The sequence below is a fragment of the Streptomyces sp. CG4 genome, assembly GCF_041080655.1.
Taxonomy (GTDB): domain Bacteria; phylum Actinomycetota; class Actinomycetes; order Streptomycetales; family Streptomycetaceae; genus Streptomyces.
In genome coordinates this window covers 3,650,885-3,674,144 of record NZ_CP163525.1, presented here as the reverse complement: position 1 = coordinate 3,674,144, position 23,260 = coordinate 3,650,885, and the positions used below count along the sequence as shown (strand labels likewise).

General features: G+C 70.8%; 20 protein-coding genes and 1 pseudogene. 12 read left to right on the top strand and 9 right to left on the bottom strand.

Going from position 1 to position 23,260, the window contains the following annotated elements:
- Positions 1–11 precede the first annotated feature (11 nt).
- The 3 genes from AB5L52_RS16585 to AB5L52_RS16575 form a co-directional block, all read right to left on the bottom strand.
- Positions 12–653 carry a TetR family transcriptional regulator gene (locus AB5L52_RS16585; RefSeq protein ID WP_351021195.1) on the bottom strand — a complete coding sequence of 214 codons (642 nt, stop codon included), beginning with the start codon at positions 651–653 and terminating at the stop codon, positions 12–14.
- Positions 650–2,215, bottom strand: a complete 1,566-nt coding sequence (locus AB5L52_RS16580) for a DHA2 family efflux MFS transporter permease subunit (RefSeq protein WP_369364772.1) — start codon at positions 2,213–2,215, stop codon at positions 650–652. Before AB5L52_RS16580 ends, AB5L52_RS16585 begins: the two co-directional genes overlap by 4 nt.
- A gap of 126 nt (positions 2,216–2,341) precedes the next feature.
- Positions 2,342–3,055 carry a hemolysin III family protein gene (locus AB5L52_RS16575; protein ID WP_351021192.1) on the bottom strand — a complete coding sequence of 238 codons (714 nt, stop codon included), beginning with the start codon at positions 3,053–3,055 and terminating at the stop codon, positions 2,342–2,344.
- Positions 3,056–3,422: 367 nt separating this feature from the next.
- Between AB5L52_RS16575 and AB5L52_RS16570 the strand changes: the two genes are divergently transcribed.
- Positions 3,423–5,240, top strand: coding sequence for a phosphoenolpyruvate carboxykinase (GTP) (locus AB5L52_RS16570; RefSeq protein ID WP_369364771.1), 1,818 nt, complete (start codon positions 3,423–3,425; stop codon positions 5,238–5,240).
- A 380-nt stretch (positions 5,241–5,620) separates the two neighbouring features.
- Here the strand turns inward: AB5L52_RS16570 and AB5L52_RS16565 are convergent, their stop codons facing one another.
- On the bottom strand, positions 5,621–6,040 hold the full coding sequence (locus AB5L52_RS16565; RefSeq protein WP_351021188.1) for a hypothetical protein: 420 nt from the start codon (positions 6,038–6,040) through the stop codon (positions 5,621–5,623).
- Positions 6,041–6,138: 98 nt separating this feature from the next.
- A complete protein-coding gene (locus AB5L52_RS16560; protein WP_351021186.1) occupies positions 6,139–7,350 on the bottom strand; it encodes a pyridoxal phosphate-dependent aminotransferase in 1,212 nt (403 codons plus the stop codon).
- Between the two features lie 516 nt (positions 7,351–7,866).
- On the opposite strand from AB5L52_RS16560, the gene AB5L52_RS16555 reads away from it, so the two are divergent.
- From AB5L52_RS16555 to AB5L52_RS16545, 3 genes and pseudogenes are all read left to right on the top strand, one after another.
- Positions 7,867–8,652, top strand: a complete 786-nt coding sequence (locus AB5L52_RS16555) for a hypothetical protein (RefSeq protein WP_369364769.1) — start codon at positions 7,867–7,869, stop codon at positions 8,650–8,652.
- A 207-nt stretch (positions 8,653–8,859) separates the two neighbouring features.
- Positions 8,860–9,120: pseudogene (locus AB5L52_RS16550) on the top strand (DUF1707 domain-containing protein); the annotation flags it as partial.
- Positions 9,121–9,229: 109 nt separating this feature from the next.
- The gene (locus AB5L52_RS16545; RefSeq protein ID WP_369364767.1) at positions 9,230–10,063 is read left to right on the top strand and encodes a serine protease; all 834 of its coding nucleotides are present in this window, start codon (positions 9,230–9,232) and stop codon (positions 10,061–10,063) included.
- Positions 10,064–10,073: 10 nt separating this feature from the next.
- On the opposite strand, the gene AB5L52_RS16540 is transcribed toward AB5L52_RS16545, so the two are convergent.
- Complete coding sequence (locus tag AB5L52_RS16540) at positions 10,074–11,684, bottom strand: amidohydrolase family protein (protein WP_369364765.1); 1,611 nt, start codon at positions 11,682–11,684, stop codon at positions 10,074–10,076.
- Positions 11,685–11,739: 55 nt separating this feature from the next.
- Positions 11,740–13,011, bottom strand: a complete 1,272-nt coding sequence (locus AB5L52_RS16535; protein ID WP_369364764.1) for an amino acid deaminase — start codon at positions 13,009–13,011, stop codon at positions 11,740–11,742.
- Between the two features lie 165 nt (positions 13,012–13,176).
- Between AB5L52_RS16535 and AB5L52_RS16530 the strand changes: the two genes are divergently transcribed.
- The 5 genes from AB5L52_RS16530 to AB5L52_RS16510 all read left to right on the top strand — a co-directional run bounded on the left by AB5L52_RS16530 (position 13,177) and on the right by AB5L52_RS16510 (position 17,567).
- The gene (locus AB5L52_RS16530; RefSeq protein ID WP_351021175.1) at positions 13,177–14,187 is read left to right on the top strand and encodes a sugar kinase; all 1,011 of its coding nucleotides are present in this window, start codon (positions 13,177–13,179) and stop codon (positions 14,185–14,187) included.
- The gene (locus tag AB5L52_RS16525; RefSeq protein WP_351021174.1) at positions 14,184–14,945 is read left to right on the top strand and encodes an IclR family transcriptional regulator; all 762 of its coding nucleotides are present in this window, start codon (positions 14,184–14,186) and stop codon (positions 14,943–14,945) included. Before AB5L52_RS16530 ends, AB5L52_RS16525 begins: the two co-directional genes overlap by 4 nt.
- Positions 14,942–15,352, top strand: coding sequence for a RidA family protein (locus AB5L52_RS16520; protein ID WP_351021172.1), 411 nt, complete (start codon positions 14,942–14,944; stop codon positions 15,350–15,352). Before AB5L52_RS16525 ends, AB5L52_RS16520 begins: the two co-directional genes overlap by 4 nt.
- Before the next feature lie 114 nt (positions 15,353–15,466).
- Complete coding sequence (locus tag AB5L52_RS16515; RefSeq protein WP_369364761.1) at positions 15,467–16,948, top strand: GntP family permease; 1,482 nt, start codon at positions 15,467–15,469, stop codon at positions 16,946–16,948.
- 73 nt (positions 16,949–17,021) lie between these two features.
- Positions 17,022–17,567 carry a hypothetical protein gene (locus tag AB5L52_RS16510; RefSeq protein WP_369364759.1) on the top strand — a complete coding sequence of 182 codons (546 nt, stop codon included), beginning with the start codon at positions 17,022–17,024 and terminating at the stop codon, positions 17,565–17,567.
- A 275-nt stretch (positions 17,568–17,842) separates the two neighbouring features.
- On the opposite strand, the gene AB5L52_RS16505 is transcribed toward AB5L52_RS16510, so the two are convergent.
- Together AB5L52_RS16505 and AB5L52_RS16500 are read right to left on the bottom strand one after the other, a co-directional pair.
- Complete coding sequence (locus AB5L52_RS16505) at positions 17,843–18,109, bottom strand: hypothetical protein (protein WP_369364757.1); 267 nt, start codon at positions 18,107–18,109, stop codon at positions 17,843–17,845.
- 138 nt (positions 18,110–18,247) lie between these two features.
- On the bottom strand, positions 18,248–19,975 hold the full coding sequence (locus AB5L52_RS16500) for a chitinase (protein ID WP_369364755.1): 1,728 nt from the start codon (positions 19,973–19,975) through the stop codon (positions 18,248–18,250).
- A gap of 395 nt (positions 19,976–20,370) precedes the next feature.
- Between AB5L52_RS16500 and AB5L52_RS16495 the strand changes: the two genes are divergently transcribed.
- From AB5L52_RS16495 to AB5L52_RS16485, 3 genes are all read left to right on the top strand, one after another.
- The gene (locus AB5L52_RS16495) at positions 20,371–21,201 is read left to right on the top strand and encodes a hypothetical protein (RefSeq protein WP_369368898.1); all 831 of its coding nucleotides are present in this window, start codon (positions 20,371–20,373) and stop codon (positions 21,199–21,201) included.
- A 61-nt stretch (positions 21,202–21,262) separates the two neighbouring features.
- Positions 21,263–21,970, top strand: a complete 708-nt coding sequence (gene cpaB / locus AB5L52_RS16490) for a Flp pilus assembly protein CpaB (protein ID WP_369364753.1) — start codon at positions 21,263–21,265, stop codon at positions 21,968–21,970.
- Between the two features lie 12 nt (positions 21,971–21,982).
- Complete coding sequence (locus AB5L52_RS16485) at positions 21,983–23,218, top strand: P-loop NTPase (protein ID WP_351021161.1); 1,236 nt, start codon at positions 21,983–21,985, stop codon at positions 23,216–23,218.
- Positions 23,219–23,260 lie beyond the last annotated feature (42 nt).

Below are 23,260 nucleotides of genomic sequence, written 5' to 3'. Positions count from 1 at the left end.
CGGCCGGAACCTCAGGGATTTCCGGCGGGCAGGCCGTGCTCCAGGACGCCGAGGGCACGGATCATGAGGTCCGACAGGTCGCCCTGGTGGTCGTTCTCCGCCCAGTACATGGAGACCTCCATCAGACCGCCGATGAGGGACATCGCATAGACCCGCACCTCCAGGCTGTCCTCCGCCAGACCCGAGCGTTCCGCGATGGCCCGGCGGAGCAGCAGGCCGGTGGCCGACATGCTCTCGATCATGCGGGCGCGCACGGCGGGGACCTTCGCGGTCAGGCTGGTCCGCAGCCGGGTCACCTCGGGTTCCTCGCTCATGCCCAGCGTGACGGCCTTGCGCATCACGTACTGCAGGGAGTCCGTCAGCGACTCGTCCGCGGGGCGGGCGCGCAGTTCCTCCAGCAGGATCGTGTCGTACTCGTCCGTGAGGACGATGTCCTCCTTGGTCGGGAAGTAGCGGAAGACGGTGGACGGCGACACCTCCGCCCGCTCGGCGATCTGGTCGATCGTCGTGGCGTCGTAGCCCTGTTCCTCGATCAGGGCGTACGTCGCCGCGCGGATCGCCTGCCGGGTCTTGATCTTCTTGCGTTCGCGCAGGCCAAGACGGGGCCGGTCGGCGGGGGAAGCGGAGGACTGTGCGGCCGTCATGCCCGTCATTGTCCGGCATGCCCCGCAGGCTCGGCCACGACCGGGGTCTCCTCGCGTTCCGTGCGTCGCGCGACCGCGGTGTTCGGCAGGAACGCGGCGGCCGCCAGGGCCGAGACCAGGGCCGCGATGCCGCACACCAGCAGGACCACCGTCATGCCGTGCACGTACGCGCCGTTCGCGGACGCGGCGAGGTGCGCGGATCCGGTCTTCTCGGCGATCAGACGCGCGGCGACGACCGAGTCCCCGGCGGTGCGGGCGGCCGGCGCGGGCAGGCCGGTCACGTCCAGCCGGTCGCGGAAGACGTTGGCCAGCAGGCTGCCGAGCAGGGCGATGCCGATCGCGGAGCCGACCTGGCGCAGGGTCATCAGCAGGCCGGAGCCACTGCCGGCCCGGTCCCGGGGCAGGGTCGCGAGGGCACCGGTCATGGCAGGCACGAGCGCGAGGCCGAAGCCGAGGCCCGCGACGGAGAGCCACAGGGCGGTGAAGCCGTAGCCCGAGCCGGTCGTCGTACGGCTGCCGAGCAGGGCGGCGAAGGCCAGCACGACCAGGCCCGCGGTGACCGCGGCGCGTGCCCCGAAGCGCGTCGCGAGCGGGGGAGCGAACTTCGCGGCGAGGGACAGGCCGACGACCATCGGCAGCATACGGACGCCGGTGCCGAGGGTGTCGTTGCGGAGGACGGCCTGCAGATAGGGCGGCAGCACGAACATCAGGCCGGACAGCACGAACATCACCAGGGTCGCGGCGACGGTGTTGAACAGGAAGCCGCGCTGGGCGAGCAGGCTCATGTCGAGCATGGGGCGCCGCACCTGGCGCGAGCGCAGCACCAGCCCGGTGATCAGGACCGCTGCCGCGGCGAACATGCCGAGGATCAGGGGATCGCCCCAGCCGCGGTCGGGGGCCTCGATGATCGCGTAGATGAGGGCGCCGAGCCCACCGGTGGTGAACGCGGTGGAGAGGCTGTCGACCCTGGGGGAGGCCGGGTCGCGGGTCTCGGGCAGCAGCAGGACGCAGGCGAGGACGCCGATCGCGACCATGGGGATGTTGATGAGGAAGACCGAGCCCCACCAGAAGTGGTCGAGCAGCCAGCCGCCGATGATCGGTCCCAGCGGCAGGCCCAGTGCCGAGCCGGTGGAGACGAGGCCGAGGGCCTTGCCCTGTTCGTCGGGGGTGAACAGCGACGGCAGCACGGACATCGCCAGCGGGGTGACCAGCGCGGCGCCGACGCCCATCACCGCGCGGGCTGCGATCACCAGGCTCACCTCGCCGGCCAGGGCGCCGAGCACGGAACCAACCAGGAAGATCACCAGCCCGGTGATCAGGATCAGCCGCCGCCCGAACCGGTCGCCGAGCAGGCCCGCCGGGAGCATCAGGGCCGCGAAGACGACGACGTAGGCGTCCGCCATCCACTGCTGCTGGCCGGTGGTGGCGCCGAGCTGCCCGACCATGGTCGGCAGGGCCACGTTGAGGATCGTCATGTCGAAGCCGAGCACCAGCATGCTCGCGACCAGGGCCCCGAGGGCCCACCAGCGGCGGCGGTCGTGCCGAGTGTCGTCGGTATGCGTGACAGTCATAAAATGAGAGTAGCTCTCAAAAGCTAGTATCTGTCAATCGAATTCTTCTGTCGGAACAGCGAAAGGCCACGGCTCGCGAGCCGTGGCCTGGGGTGGGAGGGGTGGAGAGGGTGGGGAGCGGAGGAGCTATGCGTGCTGGTACGCCACCAGCGAGATGCCGACGTAGTGGACGATGAACGCGGCGAGCGTGAAGGAGTGGAAGACCTCGTGGAAGCCGAACCAGCGCGGTGACGGGTTCGGGCGCTTGATGCCGTAGATCACGCCGCCGGCGCTGTAGAGCAGGCCGCCGACGATCACCAGGATCAGGACCGCGATGCCGCCGGTGCGCAGGAAGTCGGGCAGGAAGAAGACGGCCGCCCAGCCCATCGCTATGTAGCAGGGCGTGTAGAGCCAGCGCGGGGCGCCGACCCAGAAGACGCGGAAGACGATGCCGGCCGCGGCGGCGGCCCAGATGCCCCACAGCAGCCACTGCCCCTTCGCGCCGGGCAGGAGCAGCATGGTCAGCGGGGTGTAGGTGCCCGCGATGATCAGGAAGATGTTGGCGTGATCCAGGCGGCGCAGGACGCCGTCCATCCGGGGGCTCCAGTTGCCCCGGTGGTACAGCGCGCTGACACCGAAGAGCAGGCAGGCCGTCAGGACGTAGATCCCGCAGGCGATACGGCCTCTGGTGGAGTCGGCGAGGGCGGTGAGCACGAGGCCCGCGATGAGTACGGCCGGGAACATGCCGAGGTGCAGCCAGCCGCGGAGCCTGGGCTTGACCGGGTGCGGCAAAGAGAGCGCGACGGGACCGCGGCCGGCGGCCGGCGGGTCCATGGGCGCGTCGGGAGCGGACGCAGTCATGAGCCGCATCGTACCTACGGAACCGTAAGTTACGGATCAGTCTCGCACCCCGGAGTGGTCCGGAGTGGCCATCGTCTCATGAGCGACCTGGCCGACGTGTTCAAAAAGTCTTTCAGGCGAACTCAACGTGCACGTAAAGGAACGTGGAGATACGCAGGAAAGACGTGAAAACCGTGGCCTTCCTCACGCCGCTCACCTGTGACACCCCCTGGACATATGGGCACTCGGGACGGATGATCAAATGAGTGCGGTCGGCACCGGATGAGCGCCCACAGCCGAACAGGCTGCGAAGCATCCGGGCCGCAGCCCCCACGGGGCCCAAGGACAAATCCCTCACCAGGGCAAAATCCCTCATTTAGGAGCAATCGTGGCGCGCGACATCGCGGCTCCCGCCCCCACCAACCACCAGGAACTGATCTCGTGGGTCAACGAGATCGCCGAACTGACCCAGCCGGACAGCGTGGTCTGGTGTGACGGCTCCGAGGCCGAGTACGAGCGGCTTGCCGAAGAACTGGTAGCCAAGGGCACCTTCAGGAAGCTCGACCCGATCAAGCGCCCCAACTCCTACTACGCCGCCTCCGACCCGACCGATGTCGCGCGGGTCGAGGACCGGACCTTCATCTGCTCCGAGAAGGAGGAGGACGCGGGCCCGACCAACCACTGGAAGGCCCCCGCCGAGATGCGGGAGATCTTCAGCGGCGAGAAGGGCCTGTTCCGCGGCTCCATGCGGGGCCGCACCATGTACGTCGTCCCGTTCTGCATGGGCCCGCTCGGCTCCTCGCTGTCCGCGATCGGCGTGGAGATCACCGACTCCGCCTACGTCGCGGTCTCCATGCGCACGATGACGCGCATGGGCCAGGCCGTCCTGGACGAACTCGGCGACAACGGCTTCTTCGTCAAGGCCGTGCACTCCCTCGGCGCCCCGCTCGAAGAGGGCCAGGACGACGTTCCGTGGCCGTGCAACTCCACCAAGTACATCTCGCACTTCCCCGAGTCGCGCGAGATCTGGTCCTACGGCTCCGGCTACGGCGGCAACGCCCTGCTCGGCAAGAAGTGCTACGCGCTGCGCATCGCCTCCGTCATGGCGCGTGACGAGGGCTGGCTGGCCGAGCACATGCTGATCCTCAAGCTCACGCCGCCGCAGGGCGAGTCGAAGTACGTGGCGGCGGCCTTCCCTTCGGCCTGCGGCAAGACCAACCTCGCCATGCTGGAGCCCACGATCTCCGGCTGGACCGTGGAGACCATCGGCGACGACATCGCCTGGATGCGGTTCGGCGAGGACGGCCGCCTCTACGCGATCAACCCCGAGGCCGGCTTCTTCGGCGTCGCGCCCGGCACCGGTGAGCACACCAACGCCAACGCGATGAAGACCCTGTGGGGCAACGCCGTCTTCACCAACGTCGCGCTCACCGACGACGGCGACGTGTGGTGGGAGGGCATGACCGAGGAGCAGCCCGCCCACCTCACCGACTGGAAGGGCAACGCTTGGACGCCCGCGTCCGAGACGCCGGCCGCCCACCCCAACGCCCGCTTCACCGTCCCGGCCTCCCAGTGCCCGATCATCGCGCCGGAGTGGGAGGACCCGAAGGGCGTGCCGATCTCGGCGATCCTCTTCGGCGGCCGCCGGGCCACCGCCGTTCCGCTGGTGACGGAGTCCTTCGACTGGAACCACGGCGTCTTCCTCGGCGCCAACGTGGCCTCCGAGAAGACCGCCGCCGCCGAGGGCAAGGTCGGCGAGCTGCGCCGCGACCCGTTCGCGATGCTGCCGTTCTGCGGCTACAACATGGGCGACTACATGGCCCACTGGATCGAGGTGGCCAAGGGCAAGGACCAGTCCAAGCTGCCGAAGATCTACTACGTCAACTGGTTCCGCAAGAACGACGAGGGCAAGTTCGTCTGGCCGGGCTTCGGCGAGAACTCCCGTGTCCTGAAGTGGATCGTGGAGCGGCTGGCCGGCCGGGCCGAGGGCGTGGAGACGCCGATCGGCGTGCTGCCGACGCGGGACGCCCTGGACACGAACGGGCTCGAACTGGCCGACTCCGACCTGGACTTCCTGCTCTCGGTCGACAAGGAGGTCTGGCGCGAGGAGGCCGCGCTCGTCCCCGACCACCTCAACACCTTCGGCGGCCACACCCCGAAGGAGCTGTGGGACCAGTACCACGCGCTGGTGGCGCGCCTGGGCTAGTCCCGACACGGACTCCACGGCCGGCCGCCGTGCCCTGACCAGCGATCGTCCCGGCCGGCCGTGGTGACATGCCGGCGAGGCCCGCACAACGGAGTGGGGGTCCTGGGCCTGTCGTCACGTTTCCCGCTCGCCTGCGGGGAACACGACGGCAGGCCCTCGCCTGTCCAAGGGGCGCGGGGAACTGCGCGACCAGCCACGGCGGACGGGCAGTCGCAGGACGACACGAGCCACCACGGCGAGACGCGGGCCCGACCCACCGCACCGAAGAAACGCCCCGCCCCCAAGGAGCCGGCCAAAGCAAACGCAGTGCCATGGCTCCCGGTCCGCGCGTCGCTGCGGGTGCACGCGGACCGGGGCCGACAAGGGGACCCCGGGTGGGGTCAGTGGGTGGCGCTGAGTTCCTTCGGGTCGGCCAGCGCCGCGGTGTGGGCGTCCATCCGCTCGGCGGCGAGGATCGCTGCCGCGGTGTCCGCGCGGGACGCCGCGACGACGAGGGCCCGGCCGGCGAGGGCGTGCGCCCGCTGGTGCAGCGCCGCAGGGTCACCGGCCGCGGCCGGCACCGCACGCGCCGGTGCGTGGCTGCCCCGGAGCCGGCTCAGCTCGCCCGCCAGACGTTCCGCCGCGGTGTCCAGGTCGGCCGACGGAGTCAGTCCGCGCAGCTCGTCCGTCACGGCCAGCAACGCGGCGAGGTGGCCGGCGAGCTGGATGTCCAGCTCCTCCCCGCGCGACCGGTGGGGGAACTCGGAGGCGCTGTCGGCCACCGTGCTGTGGACCGACTTGGTGCGGATCGGTTCGTACATGGGGGATGGCCTCCTGTGCTCTGACAGGAAGCCATCCTAGCTTGGATTCCGTCTAAAGTTGAGTTGGATCACGGAATGGAGTCAATGGAATCCGTCGGCTACGGCTGGCTGTATCCGTCCAGGAAGGTGCCGATCCGGGTGATGGCGTCCCGGAGATCGCCGACCGTGGGCAGGGTCACCACGCGGAAGTGATCCGGCTCGGGCCAGTTGAAGCCCGTACCCTGGACGACCATGATCTTCTCCTGGCGCAGCAGGTCCAGGACCATCTGCCGGTCGTCCTTGATCTTGAAGACCTGGGGGTCGAGGCGCGGGAAGAGGTACAGCGCGCCCTTGGGCCGTACGCAGCTCACGCCCGGGATCTGCGTCAGTAGCTCGTACGCGGTGTCCACCTGCTCCTTCAGCCGGCCGCCCGGCAGCACCAGGTCGTTGATCGACTGGCGTCCGCTGAGCGCGGCGACCACGCCGTGCTGCCCCGGCATGTTGGCGCACAGGCGCATGTTCGCCAGGATCGTCAGGCCCTCGATGTAGGAGTCGGCATGGGCGCGTGGCCCGGAGATCGACATCCAGCCCACCCGGTAGCCGGCCACCCGGTACGCCTTCGACATGCCGTTGAAGGTCAGGGTGAGCAGATCCGGGGCGACCTTCGCGGTCGGGGTGTGCGTGGCGCCTTCGTAGAGGATCTTGTCGTAGATCTCGTCGGAGCAGACCAGCAGATTGTGCCGGCGGGCGATGTCGGTCAGGCCCTTCAGCACCGCCTCGTCGTACACCGCGCCCGTGGGGTTGTTCGGGTTGATGATGACGATCGCCTTGGTGCGGTCGGTGACCTTGCGCTCGATGTCGGCGAGATCGGGCATCCAGTCGGCCTGCTCGTCACAGCGGTAGTGCACGGCCGTGCCGCCGGAGAGGGAGACGGCGGCGGTCCACAACGGGTAGTCCGGGGCCGGTACGAGGACCTCGTCGCCGTCGTCCAGCAGGCCCTGCATCGCCATCACGATCAGCTCGGAGACGCCGTTGCCGATGAAGACGTGCTCGACGTCCGTCTCGATGCCGAGGGTCTGGTTGTGCATGACGACCGCGCGGCGGGCGGCCAGCAGGCCCTTCGCGTCGCCGTAGCCGTGTGCCGTCGACACGTTCCGGAGGATGTCCTCCAGGATCTCCGGGGGGCACTCGAAGCCGAAGGCGGCCGGGTTGCCGGTGTTGAGCTTGAGAATGCGGTGACCGGCAGCCTCCAGCCGCATCGCCTCCTCGAGCACCGGACCCCGGATCTCGTAACAGACGTTGGCGAGCTTGGTCGACTGGATCACCTGCATGCTCGTGAGCTTACGGCTCGAATTCGCTTCCCGGGGGGTGTTTCCCGCCACGCGAGACGCGGAGGTCTGCCCGGATATCGCCGTAAGCTGTCTCAGGAGCCACTTGCGTCCCTAGAATCCGCCGTCATGGCCACCGAGCGGGAGTACGAGTCAGGGGCGCGCGGCACGCGAAAGCGGGGCGACGCACTCCGGGGGCACCCGGACACCCCCCACGAGCAGTCGTCGTCTCCGGCCCAGCCGTACGTGTCCCACGAGCGGTCGTCGTCTCCGGACCAGCCGTACGTGTCCCACGAGCGGTCGTCGTCTCCGGGCCAGCCGTGCGTGTCCCGCGAGCCGTCGTCGTCCTCGGTCCAGCCGTGCGTGTCTCACGAGCCGTCGTCGTCCTCGGCTCAGCCGTGCGTGTCCCACGAGCGGTCGTCGTCTCCGGGCCAGCCGTGCGTGTCTCACGAGCCGTCGTCGTCCTCGGCTCAGCCGTGCGTGTCCCACGAGCGGTCGTCGTCTCCGGGCCAGCCGTGCGTGTCCCGCGAGCCGTCGTCGTCCTCGGTCCAGCCGTGCGTGTCCCGCGAGCAGTCGTCGTCCTCGGCCCAGCCGTACGCGCCCCGCGCTCAGCTCTCGTCCCCGGCCCGGCCGAACGTCTACCTCCCGCAGGCCCCCGCCCCGGCGTACGAGGGGTATGCCGACCCCGCTGCTGCTCACGGCTGGCAGAGCGCCTATGACGACACGCGCGAGCTGCCCCCGCTGATCGAACCGACGGAGCTGACGGAGCCGACCGAGCCGACTGGGCCGACAGGGCTTGCTGAGCCCGTAAGGCCGGTCGGGCCCGCGGCAGGGTTCGTTGAGCCGTCCCGGCTGGGCGAGGGGCGGGGTGCGCGTCGGCGGGCCGAGCGGCGCACGGGCGGTCGCCGCCGGGTGGTGGCCGTCGCCGGGGCGCTGGGGGCGGCCGGTGCGGTCGCGGTGATCGCGGCGCTCGCGGGCGGCTCGGATTCCGCCGCCCCGGACGGATCGGGTCGGGCCGGCGGCGGACGCGTCGCCGTCGACCGCTCCGCCACCGCGAGCCCCCGCACGGACACCGGCTCCCCGGCCGCCCCCGCCATGTCCCCGTCGGCCGCGCCGTCCCGCACGACCGTCAACCCGGCGGCCCGTAAGTCCCAACCTTCGGTGACCGCCGGCCCGGCCACCCCGCCCCCCACCGCGTCCCGCCCGCCCGCGTCCACCGGTACGACGGCGAGCCCGACGGCCTCCGCGTCCGGTTTCCCCGAAGGCTGGCGGCACGGTCACGGTGCCGGACGGCACCAGCACTGAACGGCGGGCGGCGGGAGGTGGCTTCGCGTCAACCGTGGTTCGTTACCGGCCACTTGGCCGACCGGCGTGCGGTGGCGGGTCGGCCGGCGGGTGAGAGTGGCCCGTATGACCGAGCACTCTGCTTCCTCTCCCGTCGGCAAGCCGGCGTCCTCTTCGGCTCCTTCCGACCTGCTCGCCTCCGACGAGGATCGCTAGCGCGTCGTCGAGCGGGTCAAGGCGGCCGTGGCGGACGGCCGTCTGCCGCTGGGCGAGTTGGACGACCGGCTCGGTCAGGTCCACGGGGCGCGGACGCTCGGCGAACTGGCGGTCGCCGCCCGCGGGCTGCCCGAACCGGGGCCCAGGGACTCCCTGGTGGTGGACGCGGCGCCCACATCCCGTTTCGCGCTGTGCCGGACGACATCGACGTCGACGTCAGGGGGGAGGCGCGTCACCCGGCCCGTGGCGCACAGGGAAACCCCTACGGCCTGAGCCGGCTTCTTGTTCGCATCCGCTTCCTACCTCGACAATGCGCATGACAAGCGAGCGGGCGGCCGGAAGATCTCCGGTCGCCCAAGTCGTCACAAGAGGGGACCCCCACATGAACAAGCCTCTCCTTGCCGCGCTCTCCTCCCTGGCCCTGGCCGGGCTGGGCGCCGCCCCCGCGGTCGCCGCGCCGCACACCGCCGTCAAGCCCAAGGCGACCGTCGACTTCGCCGGGACCGTCGCGCTGAGCAACTGCTCCGGCTCCGTGATCCGCTTCCCCAACTCGGCCGACAGCGACCCGGCGCTCGTGCTGACCAACGGCCACTGCCTGGAGACCGGCTTCCCGGACCCCGGCCAGGTCATCACCGGCCAGTCCTCCAGCCGTACCTTCGGCCTGCTCAACTCCTCCGGCAGCAAGGTCGCCACCCTCCGCGCCAACCAGGTCGTCTACTCGACCATGACGGACACGGACGTCACGATCTACCAGCTGACCACCACCTACGCGAAGATCAAGAGCGCGTACGGCATCAGCCCGCTCACCGTGAACGACAGCCACCCCACCGCCGGCACCGCCATCAAGGTCGTCTCCGGCTACTGGAAGCGCACCTACAGCTGCAGCGTCGACGGGTTCGTGTACCGGCTGAAGGAGGGCGACTGGACCTGGAAGGACTCGGTCCGCTACACCTCCGCGTGCAACACCATCGGCGGCACCTCGGGCTCCCCGGTGATCGACACCAGCACCGGCAAGGTCGTCGCCGTCAACAACACCGGCAACGAGGACGGCGAGCGCTGCACCGAGAACAACCCCTGCGAGGTGGACGAGAACGGCAACGTCACCATCCACCAGGGCATCAACTACGCCGAGGAGATCTACCAGATCCCGGCCTGCTTCACCACGGGCAACAAGCTGAACCTCGACGCGGCCGGCTGCACCCTGCCGAAGCCGTAAGGGCCAGCCGTCACACCGGTGTACGGCGGACGGACCGGCCCGCGAGCACGTCCGTCCGCTTCCCGTCCTCGATGACGAACCGGCCGTCGACGAGGACGTGCGGGATCCCGGTGGGCAGCGCCTTGGGCGCGGCGAAGGTCGCGCCGGGCGCCACCGTCGCCGGGTCGAACAGCACCAGGTCGGCCCGGTACCCCTCGCGCACCAGACCGCGGTCCGGCAGTCGCAGCCGGGCCGCGGGCCGTGCGGTGAGGTGGGCGACGCACTCCTCCAGCGAGAGCACGCCCAACTCCCGTACGTAGTGGCCGAGATAGCGCGGGAAGGTGCCGTAGGCGCGCGGGTGCGGCTTGTCGCCCTGGAGGATGCCGTCGGAGCCGCCGGTGTGGCCGCGGTGCCGCATGATCGTGCGGACGTTGTCCTCGTGGCCGACGTGCTGGAGGATCGTCGTACCGAGCCGGTCCTCGATCAGGAGCCGACGGGCCGTCTCCCAGGCGGAGTCGCCGCGCAGTTCCGCCGCCTCCCGGACGGTACGGCCCACCAGGTCCCCCAGTGCGGGGTCGCGGACGCCGGAGATCTCGATCGTCTCCCACTCCACGCGCACGCCGTGGCAGCCGTCCGAGCCGGTCACCTCCAGATGGTGCCGGATCCGCTCGGCGGTCGCCGGGTCGGCGAGCCGGGCCAGGATCTCCGCCGGGCCGCCCTCGCTCGCCCAGCTGGGCAGCAGCGCGGCCAGGGTGGTGCAGCCGGGGGTGTAGGGATAGGTGTCCAGGGTGATGTCCGCGCCGGAGTCCAGCGCCTGGTCGAGCAGGGCCAGCAGCTCGGGCGCCCGGCCCTCGTTCACGCCGAAGTTCATGGTGGCGTGCGCGAGGTGCAGCGGACAGCCGGCGTCCCGGGTGAGAGCGACCATCTCGGCGTACGCTTCCAGAGCGCCGGCGCCGTAGGAGCGGTGGTGCGGGCAGTAATAGCCGCCGTACGACGCCACCACCCGGCACAGTTCGGTCAGTTCGGTGTCCGGGGCGTACATGCCGGGCGTGTAGGTGAGCCCGGAGGACAGCCCGACCGCGCCCTGCGCCATCCCCTCGGCCACCGACTGCCGCATCCGGTCCAGCTCTTCGGGGGTCGCCGGGCGGTCCTCCCAGCCGACGACGAGGGCGCGGACCGTGCCCTGCGGGACGAGATAGGCCGCGTTCACGGCGATCCCGCGGTCCAGCCGGTCGAGGTACTCGCCGACCGACCGCCAGTCGAAGTCGAGGTCGTCGCCGTATCCGTTCCACCCGGTGATCGCCCGCCGCACCTCCTCCAGCGTGCGGTCGTCCACCGGCGCGTACGACAGCCCGTCCTGGCCGAGGACCTCCAGCGTGACCCCCTGCGCGGCCTTCGCGCTGTGGTCCGGGTCGCGCAGCAGGGCGAGGTCGGAGTGGGCGTGCATGTCGATGAAGCCGGGGGAGAGGACCAGGCCTTCGGCATCCAACTCGCGTACGGCACGCGGTCGTTGGCAGCCGGCCGCAGCGGCCTCCTTGACGATCGAGACGATCCGGCCGCCGTCGAGCACCACATCGGCCCGGTACGAGGGTGCCCCGCTGCCGTCGACGACATCGGCGTCCCGGATGACCAGGTCCTCCATGCCCCGCCTCCCTTTCCCCGGCTCCCTTTCCCGGGCTCCTGTAATTCCCCGGCTGCTAGAAGAACGTACGGATGTAGTCGACGACCGTGCCGTCCGCCTCCGCCACCGGGATCAGCTGCCACTTGTCGAAGGACGTGCACGGGTGGGACAGCCCGAGGCCGATCCAGTCGCCGACCTCGACGTCCGCGTCCGGGGCGGTACGCAGCCACAGGTGCTGGTCGGACAGGGCGCTCACCTCGATGCCGGTCGCCGGGCGCTCGGTGCCGTCCCGGCGTACCACGTGCGCCACCGGAAGGTCGAGGTCGTAGGCCGCGTCCCGCTTGCCGGCGTTGAGGAACGCCTGGTCGGCGGAGGGCCGGGAGACGACCTGGGCCCACAGCCGGAACGCGGGCTCCAGCGCGCCCTCCGCGGGCACCCGGTTGAACGGGGTGAGCCTGCGGTAGTGCACGTCGTCGTGGGAGACGTAGGCGCCGGAGCGCAGCAGCTTCAGGACGGGCAGCGAGAGGCCGGGGATCCGGGCGAAGACGTCGGCGACGGCGTCGAACCACTCGCTGCCGCCGGCGCTCACCACGATCTCGCCGGCGCCGGCGAACCGCCCGGCCTTGTCGAACTCCACGGCGAGCGCGACCAGCCTCTCCAGCCACTCGCGCACCAGCTCCGTGTCGGCGCCGGGCACCTGGGCCTCGTACCCCGCGACACCCACGAGCCGCAGGGTCCGCGTCCGGGCCACGGCATCGGCCACGGCGCGGGCATCCGCCTCCGTGCGCACACCGGTACGGGCGCCGTCGCCGGCGCCCAGCTCGATGACGACGTCCAGCGGGCGCCCGGTGTCCCCGAGGGCCGCGTCCATCAGCTCGACGCCGCGGACGGAGTCGACGTAGCAGATGAACCGGAAGCCGGGGTCGGCGGCGAGCTCGCCGGCGATCCATCGGAGGGCGGCGGCGTCCACGACCTCGTTTGCGAGAAAGATCCGCTGGACCCCGAACTCCCGGGCGACCCGCACCTGGTGCGGCACGGCCAGCGTGATGCCCCAGGCGCCGTGCTCGATCTGGCGCTGGAAGAGCCGCGGGGCCATGGACGTCTTGCCGTGCGGGGCGAACGCGAGGCCGTGCCGGGCGGTGTAGGTCTCCATGAGCGCGAGGTTGTGCTCCAGGCGCTCGGCGGACAGGGCGAGGACGGGCGTGGTGAAGCCGTCCGCCGGGCGGAAGAGGTTGCGGCGCTGGGCGGCCAGTTCGCCGACGGTCAGGCCGTCGGCGTCGGGCGGGAGGCCCTTGAAGCGGTGGTCGACACGTTCCCCGGCCAGTCGGGCGAGCGCTTCGGTGCGCATGGAGCCCCTCTCCTGATCGTTGCAATATGTGCAACGGTCATTGCATGTCTTGCTAACTGGTGTCTAGCATCTCGCGAACACCGGGTCAACGGAGCCGTCACCCGGACATCGACAGGAGCCATCATCGACGACGCTGCTTACGCCGGGATCGTTGCGCACGCGTGGGTGGACGTCGTAGCGCTCGGCGAGTCCATGGTCACCTTCCTGCCCAGCCGCCCGGGGCGCCTCGCGGACGTGCCCTCCTTCGACCGCGCGATCGGCGGTGCCGAGTCCAACGTGGCCTGCGTGCTGGCCGCCGCCGGGCACTGCGTGCGGTGGGTGAGCCGGGTGGGGGCGGACGGGTTCGGGCAGCACCTGGTGGAGGCGGTCGCCGGGTACGGCGTCGACGTCATGTCGGTCGACCGGGACCCGGCCCGGCCCACGGGGGTGTACTTCCGCACGGCCGCCGACCGGGGCACGGGCGAGCACGAGGTGGCGTACTACCGGGCGGGCTCGGCGGCATCCGCGATGAGCGTACGGAACGTGGACCTGGCGGCGGTACGGGCCGGGCGGGTCCTGCATCTGTCCGGCATCACGGCGGCGCTGTCGCCCGAGTGCCACGCGCTGCTGCGCGAACTGACGGCTCCTGGCCCGCACCGCCCCCTGCTGTCCTTCGACGTGAACCACCGACGGGACCTGTGGCGTACGGCCGAGGGACCCCTCGCGCTGCTGGAACTGGCCCGGCGCGCGGATCTGGTCTTCGTGGGCGAGGACGAGGCGGCGGAGGCCTGGGGCGTCAGCGGCGGACCGGAGGCGATCCGGGAAGCGCTGCCCGAGCCGGGAGTTCTGGTGGTGAAGCAGGGGGCGAAGGGAGCGACGGCGTTCGCGTGCGGTCGGCCGCCCGCCTCCGAACCGGCCCCGGCCGTGGACGTCGTGGCCGCCACCGGCGCGGGTGACGCCTTCGCCGCGGGATTCCTCTCCGCGACCCTGCGCGGCCTCCCCCTCGCAGCCCGCCTTCGCCAAGGCCACCTCTTCGCCGCCGCCGCCCTCACCACCCCCGGCGATGTGGCCCCGCCCCCCACCCGGGACCACGCCGACCGCCTGACCGCTCTGGACGGCACCGCATGGGGGAGACTTCGACTCGCCCCCGGCTGGACGCAGGCCGAGCGGGTCACCGAGGAGGCGAACACCCCATGAGTCAGACCGTCGACCGCGCCCTGAGCATCCTGCCGCTGCTCGCCGAGGGCCCCGCCGACCTCGGCCAGGTCGCCGACCGCCTGGGCGTGCACAAGTCCACGGCGCTCCGCCTCCTGCGCACCCTGCACGAGCACGGCCTGGTCTACCGCCAGTCCGACCAGCGCTACCGCCTCGGCGCCCGCCTCTTCGCCCTCGCCCAGGAGGCGATGGAGAACCTCGACATCCGCGAGATCGCCCACCCCCACCTCGTACGGCTGAACGAGGCCTGCGGCCACACCGTGCACCTCGCCGTGTACGAGGAGGGCGAGGTCCTCTACATCGACAAGGTGGAGAGCCGCTACCCGGTCCGCATGTACTCGCGGATCGGCAAGCCCGTCGCCATCACGGTCGCGGCCGTCGCCAAACTCCTCCTCGCCGACCTGCCCGAACCCGAGCGCCACGCCCTCGCGGACAAGCTCGACTACCCCCTGTACACGGCCCGCTCGACCCCCAACGCCCCCGCGTTCCTGCGGGAGTTGGAGAAGGTCCGCGAACAGGGCTGGGCCACCGACCTCGGCGGCCACGAGGAGTCCATCAACTGCGTCGCCGCCCCCATCCGCGGCGCCGATGGCCGGGTGGTCGCCGCGATGTCGGTGTCCGCGCCGAACGTCGTCGTCACCGCCGAGGAACTCCTCACCCTGCTCCCGCAGGTCCGCCGCACCGCGGACGCGATCAGCGGGGAGTACTCCGGAAGAACGCCAGTAAGGGACCCCGAATGACGGACAAGATCGCGCTCACCCCGAAGACCCACACCACCCCGCCCGCGAAGTTCTCGCACGGCGTGAAGAAGGGCAACATCCTCCAGGTCGCCGGCCAGGTCGGCTTCCTGCCCGCCGAGGAGGGCAAGCCCCCGACGCCGGCCGGTCCCACCCTGCGCGCACAGACCCTGCAGACCCTCGCCAACGTCCGGGCGATCCTCGAAGAGGGCGGCGCGAGCTGGGACGACGTGATGATGATCCGCGTCTATCTGACCGACGTGGACCACTTCGCCGAGATGAACGAGATCTACAACGGCTACTTCGAGGAGCAGGGCCTCACCCAGCCGCCCGCCGCCCGGACCACGGTCTACGTCGGTCTCCCGGCCGGCCTCCTCATCGAGATCGACGCGCTCGCCGTACTCGGCTGACGGCCGGTCAACTCCCGCACTCCGTACGTCTGTCACGGCACGGCGCCTTCCGAGGTGCCGTGCCGCGCTCCCCCCTACCCAGAAGCAGGATGCATTCAAGAAGAGGACCCCCGTATGTCCCACTACGTTGCCGCAGCCACCCCCACCGCACCGCCACCACCCCACACCGGAGGCCTGCTCCTCCTCCTCGACGGCACCCCCGGCCTCCTCACGGTCGCGGCACTGGGCATAGCCCTCCTCCTCTTCCTGATCATCAAGGTCAGGCTCCAGCCGTTCGTGGCCCTCCTCGCCGTCTCCATAGCCGTGGGCCTGCTGGCCGGTCTGTCGGTCACCGAACTCTTCGGCACGGTCCAGCGCTCCGACGCCGTCTCCACCATCGAGTCCGGCATGGGCGGCATCCTCGGCCACGTCGCGATCATCATCGGCCTCGGCACGATGCTCGGCGCGATCCTGGAGGTGAGCGGCGGAGCGGAAGTGCTGGCGGCCCGGCTGCTGGCGTTGTCCGGCGAGAAGCGCGCCCCTCTCGCCATGGGCCTGACGGGCCTGGTCTTCGGCATCCCGGTCTTCTTCGACGTGGGCATCTTCGTCCTGGCCCCGCTGGTCTACGCGGCGGCGAAGCGCGGCGGCAAGTCGATCCTGCTCTACTGCCTGCCCCTGCTGGCGGGCCTGTCGATGACCCACGCCTTCCTGCCACCGCACCCCGGCCCGGTGGCGGCCGCCGGTCTCCTCCACGTCCAGCTCGGCTGGGTCGTCCTCATGGGCATCGTCTGCGGCATCCCGGCCGTGCTGGCGGCCTGGGCGTTCTCGGCCTGGATCGGACAGCGGATCTTCGTCGCCGTACCGCAGGACATGGCCGAGGCGGCGGAGGAGGCGAAGCGGGCGGTGGTGGCCGAGCAGCGCGCGCAGGGCGTGGAGCCGCAGGAGCATCCGGCACCGCTGGGCACGGTGTTGCTCATCATCGGAACGCCGCTGATCCTGATCCTGGCCGCGACCTTCTCCTCGATCGCCCTGGCCCCGTCCCCCACCCGCTCGGTCCTGGAGTTCTTCGGCAGCCCGTTCGTGGCCCTGACACTGGCCCTGCTGCTGGCGTACTGGCTGCTGGGACTCCGCCGCGGCTGGTCCCGCAAGTCCCTGGAAACGGTGTCCACTTCATCCCTGAAGCCGGTGGGCAACATCCTGCTGGTGGTCGGCGCGGGCGGGATCTTCGGCGCGGTCCTGAAGACGAGCGGGGTGGCCCAGGCGCTGTCGGACACGTTCCACGGCGTGGGCCTGCCGGTGATCGTCCTGTCGTACCTGATCTCACTGGTCCTGCGGGTGGCGCAGGGCTCGGCGACGGTGGCGATCGTCACGACGGCGGGCATCGTGGCCCCGCTCCTGACGGAGGGCGACCACTCTCAGCCATTCGTGGCCCTGGTCATCATGGCCGTCTCGGCGGGCTCCATCTTCGCCTCGCACGTCAACGACGGAGGCTTCTGGATGGTGGCGAAGTACTTCGGCATCAGCGAACGCGACACCCTGAGGACCTGGACGGTCCTGGAGTCGGTGCTGTCGGTGGCGGGGTTCGCGGTGGCGGCGGTGGTGAGCGTGTTCGTGTGAACGTGACGTGAGTGCACCCTGGGATGGGCGGGCTGACTGGTTCCGGCACAGGGATGTCGTCCATACTGCCGCCGTGGAGCAGCGCATAGGAGCGAACAGCAAGCCGTCCGAGGCCGAGCCGATGAAGGCCGAGCCCGTGACGGGCGCCGGTTTCGACCCGGCGTTCATCCCCGGACTCACGGTCCCGTCCCAGGCCAAGCGCGAGGAGCCGGAGCCGCAGGACACGGAGGCCTCGGCAGAGCCGGAGGACGCGACCGTGTCCGAGGGGTCCGAGGGGCCCGAGGAGCCCGAGGAGACCACGGAGGACGACGGCCCGGACGCCGACGGCCCGGACGACGGCCCGGTCTTCGAGGCCTCCGACCGCCGAGCGAAGATCGCGGCCGACCGCAAGGGCGTCCGGCTCCGCCTGGACGAGGAGTCCTGCGAGTTCACCTGGGACGAGATCGCCGCGGTCGAGACCGAGTCCCCCCGCTTCGGCAAGCGCTACACGATCACCGTGCACACCCCGGACCGCCGCTGGTACCCGATCGAGATCGAGGCGACGGCCAGGTCCCGCTTCAAGGAGTGGGACGACCAGCTGGACGCGGTGCTGGACGCGTACTTCGAGGACGGCGACTGACCACCCGGGCGGTGGGAGGCATCCTCAGGACCGGCGCCGCTCGACACGGTCGAGGTCGCCGGCGAGCAGATCGCGGTGATCGACAGCTCCGGCTGGAGCACCGGTCGCCGTTGCCCGGGCACGCGAGCGAGGGCGGCCCCCAGTCCATGCCGTCGGTCTCCGCCTCCTGCGGGGCGACGGCATCGACCATCCGGCGCAGGACGTCGTCGGCACTCCCGACGGAGACGAACTGCTCAGGCGCCGGCTGCCGGGTGGGCAGATACAGGCGTGGTCGGTCATGCGTGCCGCACCGTTCCCCGGTCCGGGGCCGCGGCCGCCAGATCCGCGATGCTGCCGGACATGATCGTGCGCACGTGCTCGGTGATGTGCTCCACGGGCCAGTCCCACCAGGCCACCGCCGGCAGGCGGGCGATGTCCCGGTCGTCGTAGTACGAGTACTCCCCGACCTCGATCAGCGGGGACTTCACCAGCGGCTTGAGCAGCACCACCCGCGGCTGCTCGGGCATCGGATGGAGGACCGTCGGGTCGGCGGGTACGGGCATGGCGGGCTGTTCCTCAGTGGTTGGTCGTGTGTCGGTGGCGTCGGTTCATGATCGCAATGTGCGGCCGTCCGGGCCACTGAAATGACAGAGCCCGGGCCGCCGTTGCGGACCCGGGCTCGTCGTCAGCCGATTCTCATGTCACGGCAGTACGTGCACATGCGCCCCCACCGAGCCCGACCACGCGTTCCCCGCCGCCGCGTCCCAGTTCGTGGACCAGGTCATCGCGCCGCGCAGGTCCGGATACGTCTTCGACGGCTTGAAGGAACCGCAGTTCGTGCCCACCGTCAGGCAATCCAGCGCGTTGTTCACCACCGAGGGAGATACGTAGCCGCTGCCCGCCGCGCTCGTGGAAGCCGGGAGGCCGAGGCCCACCTGGGACGGGGCCAGGCCGCCCTGCAGCTGGATGCAGGCCAAGGCCGTGAGGAAGTCCACCGACCCCTGGCTGTACACCTTGCCGTCGCAGCCCAGCATGGAACCGCTGTTGTAGTACTGCATGTTGACGACGGTCAGGATGTCCTTCACGTTCAGCGCCGTCTGGAAGTAGGCGTTCGACGTCGACTGCATGTCGATCGTCTGGGGGGCCATCGTGATGATCAGGGACGAGCCCGCCTTCGCCGACAGGTCGCGCAGCGCCTGCGTCATGTACGTCGCGTTGAGGCCGTTCTCCAGGTCGATGTCCACGCCGTCGAAGCCGTACGTCTGCATCAGCGAGTAGACCGAGTTCGCGAAGTTCGTCGCCGAGGCGGAGTCGTTGATCGACACCGTGCCGTTCTGGCCGCCGATCGAGATGACGACCTTCTTGCCGGCCGCCTGCTTCGCCTTGATGTCCGCCTTGAACTGGTCGACCGTGTAGCCGCCCAGACCGGACGAGTCCAGGGTGAAGGTCACCGCGCCCGGCGTCGACGCCGCGTCCGCGAAGGCCACCGCGATGATGTCGTACGACGACGGGACGTCCGACAGCTTCTGGACCGTCGCGCCGTTGTTGAAGTTCTGCCAGTAGCCGGTCACCGCGTGCTTGGGGAGGGCCGCTCCGGTTCCGCCGCCACCGGTGCCGGTGGACGCCGTCGTGCCCGTCACCGACGCCGACTTCGCCGACTCGCCCGCCGCGTTCGCCGCCGTCACGGAGAAGGTGTACGACGTGGCGGCGGACAGTCCGCTCACCGTGGCCGACGTTCCCGTCACCGCCGTCACCTTCGTGCCGTCGCGGTAGACGTTGTAGCCCGTCGCGCCGGAGACCCCGGTCCACGCCAACGACACCGACGAGGACGTCGTACCGGAGACGGACAAGCCTGACGGCGTCGCCGGGACCGTCGGGGCCGGATCGCCGCCCGAGCCGCCGTCGGGGCCGTAGACCGAGACGTCGTCGGCGTAGTAGGCCGCCTGGCCGTACCAGCCGTGGGTGTAGACGGTGACGGAGGTCGTGGACGCGCCTGTGGTGAAGGTCGTCGACAGCTGTTTCCAGGCCGTGGTGTCGGGAGTCCAGGTCGAGACGTCCGTCGTGCCGGTGCCCGTCACGCCCAGGTAGGAGTAGCCGCCCTGCACCCACGCGCTGAGCGTGTACGTCGAGTTGGGCTTGACCGCGACCGTCTCGGTGCACTGGGCGTCGTCCTGGCCGGCCGGGGTCGCCTTCAGGGCGGCACTCCCGCTGTGCACCGGGGAGGAGACCGTCGTGCCGCTGCCCGCCGTACAGGTCCAGCCGGACAGGCCCGACTCGAAGCCCGCGTTGCTGACGTTGTTGACGTCCGCCGCGGAGGCCGGGCCGGCGGCCGCGGTGAGGCCCGCGACGGAGAGGGCGAGCGCGGTGGCGGCGGACCACAGGGTGATTCGCCGTCCGCGGGGTCGGGGTATGCCTGGTGCGTGGTCCACTGGGGCCTCCGGTGGGGAGTTCGGCTGGGGGGCCGGAATCGAATGGGCTTCGCGATACATCGACTTCGCGGCACTTGAGCGCGCGGGGAGGGGTGAGAGACGGTGGCCACCGTTGGCGTACAAGTTGGTCCAGACCAATCGGGGTGTCAAGAGGTCCAGGCCAGACGCGTTACCGTGTGCTCGCTCAACCTGTCCGGATTTGGCGGGACTTGCGCAGAGCGAGTTCCACGCGAGCTTCACAAACGCTGTTCTCCGGTCATTCGGCCGTGGATACAGTGCTCACGTAGTCACGCAGTGAAGTCGTCCCGGGCCGCGGGAGTTGCTCCGGTGGACCGGCGGGTGTGAAGAGCGGGGAGCTGCGCGTGCCAACTGCCATTGCCGTGACCAGTGCCGACATGGCACTGCCGGCGCAGGACGAACGGACCATGCCGGCCGTCGTGCTCAGCGGCCTCGACCAGCGGCCGCTGGAGCACGCGCTCACCGAACTCCACACCCTGACCGAGCAGTACGGGTATGTGGTGGTCGTCTGTTCCGCCGCCACCCCGGAGCCCGTCCTGCGGCGGCTGCACACCCTGCGCTCGCTGCTCGAAAGCGACCGCATTGCGTTCTTCCGGCCCGATCTGCCGCCCCTCGGCATCGCCGTACTCGCCCGGCAGCTGCGCCAGCTCGCCTCCTGCGATCTGAGTCCGGGGGTGCTCGCCTCCGCCGGACGGCTGCTCACCCACTACATCCACGCCGGGGCCGTGCTCGGCTCCGTGGCCCGGCTGGACCGGGTGCCGGTCGGGCTGAAGGCGCACGCCAAGTCCTGGATGCCCGGCAGCCAGTTCGCCGTCCTCGCGCATCCGGAGCCGCAGCTCGTCAAGGTCGGTCCCGGCGCCACCCTCAAGGGGCCCGAGTTCAACACCTGGATGCTCGTCGCCCGAGGGCAGCAGACGCAGGGTGACTGGGTCGCCGGGCTCGCGGGACAGTGGAGCGTGCACGGACTGCGCGAAGTCCCGCTGCCCGCCGAGTCCCCGGTGTGGTGGGGGACCGGCCGCATGACCGAGTTCTGCAGCTACCTCGCCGATCTGTCCGTGCTGTACCAACTGGTCACGTCCGTACGGCAGACCAGCTGCCACTGGTGCGGCATGGACGTCATCGGCGACAGATGCGTCTTCTGCTCCGCCACCCCGCCCGTGCACGAACCCGCCCCGCTCCGCGCCCTGGAACAGCGCACGCCCGCCTGACCCGCCCGCACCTGATCCGCATCCCGCTCGACCGATTCCCCCCAATGAGGTTGCACGGTTCATGAACTCCCGTCAGCGCCGCGGCGTGATACTCCTGATCCTGTCGGTCCTGTGCGCTCTCGGCGCGTTCGCCGGCGTGCTCTCCGTCGTCCACGACGTGAATTCCAAGGTCGGGCCCGAGGTCACCGCCTATCGGGTCAGGTCCGACGTCAAGCCGTACACCGCGCTGGACACCGGCCAGTTCGAGAAGGTCAGGATGCCCCGGCGGTGGCTGTCCGGTACGGCCGTCACCGATCTCCGCCAGATCCAGGGCAAGATCGCCGTCACCACGCTGCGCGCCGGGTCCCTGCTCCAGTCCGACATGATCGTCGACCAGCCCGCCCTCCAGCCCGGAGAGCAGGAGGTCGCCATCATGATCGACGCGGCGACGGGCGTGGCGGGCAAGATCACTCCGGGGTCCCGGGTCAACGTCTACGCCACCTTCGCCGGGAAGAAGGACGCCGACGCCGACCAGTCGAAGATCATCGTGACGAACGCGCGCGTGCTCGACGTCGGCCGGATCACCGCCCTGGACCCCGCCAACAGCAAGAACCAGCAGCAGCCCAGCCAGGCCGTCCCCATCACCTTCGCGCTGTCCACCCTCGACGCCCAGCGCCTCACCTACGCCGAGTCCTTCGCCCAGCGCGTCCGGCTCGCGCTGGTGGGCCCCGGCGGCGAGACCAGCGTCCCCGGCAAGGACCGCACCTACGAACTCGCGACGGACAAGTGAGAGGCGGCCCGCATGCCCACCAGGATCCTCCCGGCCGGCGCGGACCCCGACGCGGTCCGCTCCCTCGTCACCCTCCTCAGCCAGCTCCCCGACGCCGAACCACAGCCACCGGTCGGCGACTCCACCCAGCTGGTCGACACCCTCGCCCACCTCGCCGCCGAGTCCGTGGACGAACTGCCCGAGGTCGTGGTCGTCCACGAGCGGATCGGCCCGGTACCGGCCCTGGAGCTGATCCGCGAGGTCGCGCTCCGCTTCCCGGCCGTCGGCGTCATCCTCGTCACCACCGACGCGAGCCCCGGCCTGTTCTCCGCCGCCATGGACTCCGGCGCCCGCGGCCTGGTCGCGCTCCCGCTGTCGTACGAGGAACTCGCCAGCCGGGTCCAGGCCGTCGCCCAGTGGTCGACCGGCGTACGACGCCATCTCGGCCACGGCGCCGACGTGTTCGGCGGCGTCGGCGGTACGGTCGTCACGGTCAGCGGCGCCAAGGGGGGTGCCGGAGCCACGCTGGCCGCGATCCAGCTGGCCCTCGCCGCGCAGGCATCCGGGCGGCCCACCGCCCTGGTCGACCTCGACCTCCAGACCGGGGACATCGCCTCCTACCTGGACATCCAGTTCCGGCGGTCCGTGGTCGACCTCGCCACCATCACCGACATCTCGCCGCGCGTCCTCGCCGACGCCGTCTTCCGCCACGACACCGGGCTCGTGCTGCTCCTCGCCCCCGCCGAGGGCGAACGCGGCGAGGAAGTCACCGACCGCGCCGCCCGCCAGATCGTCAGCGCCCTGCGCTCCCGCTACGAGGTGGTCGTGGTCGACTGCGGCGCCCAGCTCAGCGGGGCCGGGGCGGCCGTGATCGAGATGGCCGACACCGCCCTGCTGGTGACCACCCCGGACGTCATCTCCGTACGCGCCGCCAAGCGGACGGTACGGATGTGGGACCGGCTGCAGATCCGCAAGGCCGAGGAGACGACGACCGTCGTCAACCGGCATTCGCGCCATACGGAGATCCAGCCCGCGCTGGTGCAGCGCATCACCGGTACGGCGCTCGCGCGTACCGCCGTACCCGCCAATTTCAAGGAACTCCAGGGCGTCGTGGACGCGGGGCGGGTCCATGAACTGGACAGCAGGAGTTCCGTGAAGCAGGCGCTGTGGGCGCTCGCCGGGGAACTGGGGCTGGTGAAGGCCGGCGAGGGCGGCCATCGCGGGGGCCCGGGCCGGGGCACGGTCGGATTCCGGCGGCGGAAGGAGTGAGCGGGCCGTGAGAAAGCCGGATGGGGACCGGGGACAGGTCAG

Coding starts and splice junctions, on each gene's coding strand:
- AB5L52_RS16540 (WP_369364765.1), bottom strand. CDS start 11,684: ATGGAGGACCTGGTCATCCGGGACGCCGATGTCGTCGACGGCAGCGGG.
- AB5L52_RS16560 (WP_351021186.1), bottom strand. CDS start 7,350: ATGCAGGTGATCCAGTCGACCAAGCTCGCCAACGTCTGTTACGAGATC.
- AB5L52_RS16575 (WP_351021192.1), bottom strand. CDS start 3,055: ATGACTGCGTCCGCTCCCGACGCGCCCATGGACCCGCCGGCCGCCGGC.
- AB5L52_RS16525 (WP_351021174.1), top strand. CDS start 14,184: ATGAGTCAGACCGTCGACCGCGCCCTGAGCATCCTGCCGCTGCTCGCC.
- AB5L52_RS16535 (WP_369364764.1), bottom strand. CDS start 13,011: ATGCGCACCGAAGCGCTCGCCCGACTGGCCGGGGAACGTGTCGACCAC.
- AB5L52_RS16545 (WP_369364767.1), top strand. CDS start 9,230: ATGAACAAGCCTCTCCTTGCCGCGCTCTCCTCCCTGGCCCTGGCCGGG.
- AB5L52_RS16485 (WP_351021161.1), top strand. CDS start 21,983: ATGCCCACCAGGATCCTCCCGGCCGGCGCGGACCCCGACGCGGTCCGC.
- AB5L52_RS16505 (WP_369364757.1), bottom strand. CDS start 18,109: ATGCCCGTACCCGCCGACCCGACGGTCCTCCATCCGATGCCCGAGCAG.
- AB5L52_RS16515 (WP_369364761.1), top strand. CDS start 15,467: ATGTCCCACTACGTTGCCGCAGCCACCCCCACCGCACCGCCACCACCC.
- AB5L52_RS16580 (WP_369364772.1), bottom strand. CDS start 2,215: ATGACTGTCACGCATACCGACGACACTCGGCACGACCGCCGCCGCTGG.
- AB5L52_RS16585 (WP_351021195.1), bottom strand. CDS start 653: ATGACGGGCATGACGGCCGCACAGTCCTCCGCTTCCCCCGCCGACCGG.
- AB5L52_RS16565 (WP_351021188.1), bottom strand. CDS start 6,040: ATGTACGAACCGATCCGCACCAAGTCGGTCCACAGCACGGTGGCCGAC.
- AB5L52_RS16520 (WP_351021172.1), top strand. CDS start 14,942: ATGACGGACAAGATCGCGCTCACCCCGAAGACCCACACCACCCCGCCC.
- AB5L52_RS16495 (WP_369368898.1), top strand. CDS start 20,371: ATGGCACTGCCGGCGCAGGACGAACGGACCATGCCGGCCGTCGTGCTC.
- cpaB (WP_369364753.1), top strand. CDS start 21,263: ATGAACTCCCGTCAGCGCCGCGGCGTGATACTCCTGATCCTGTCGGTC.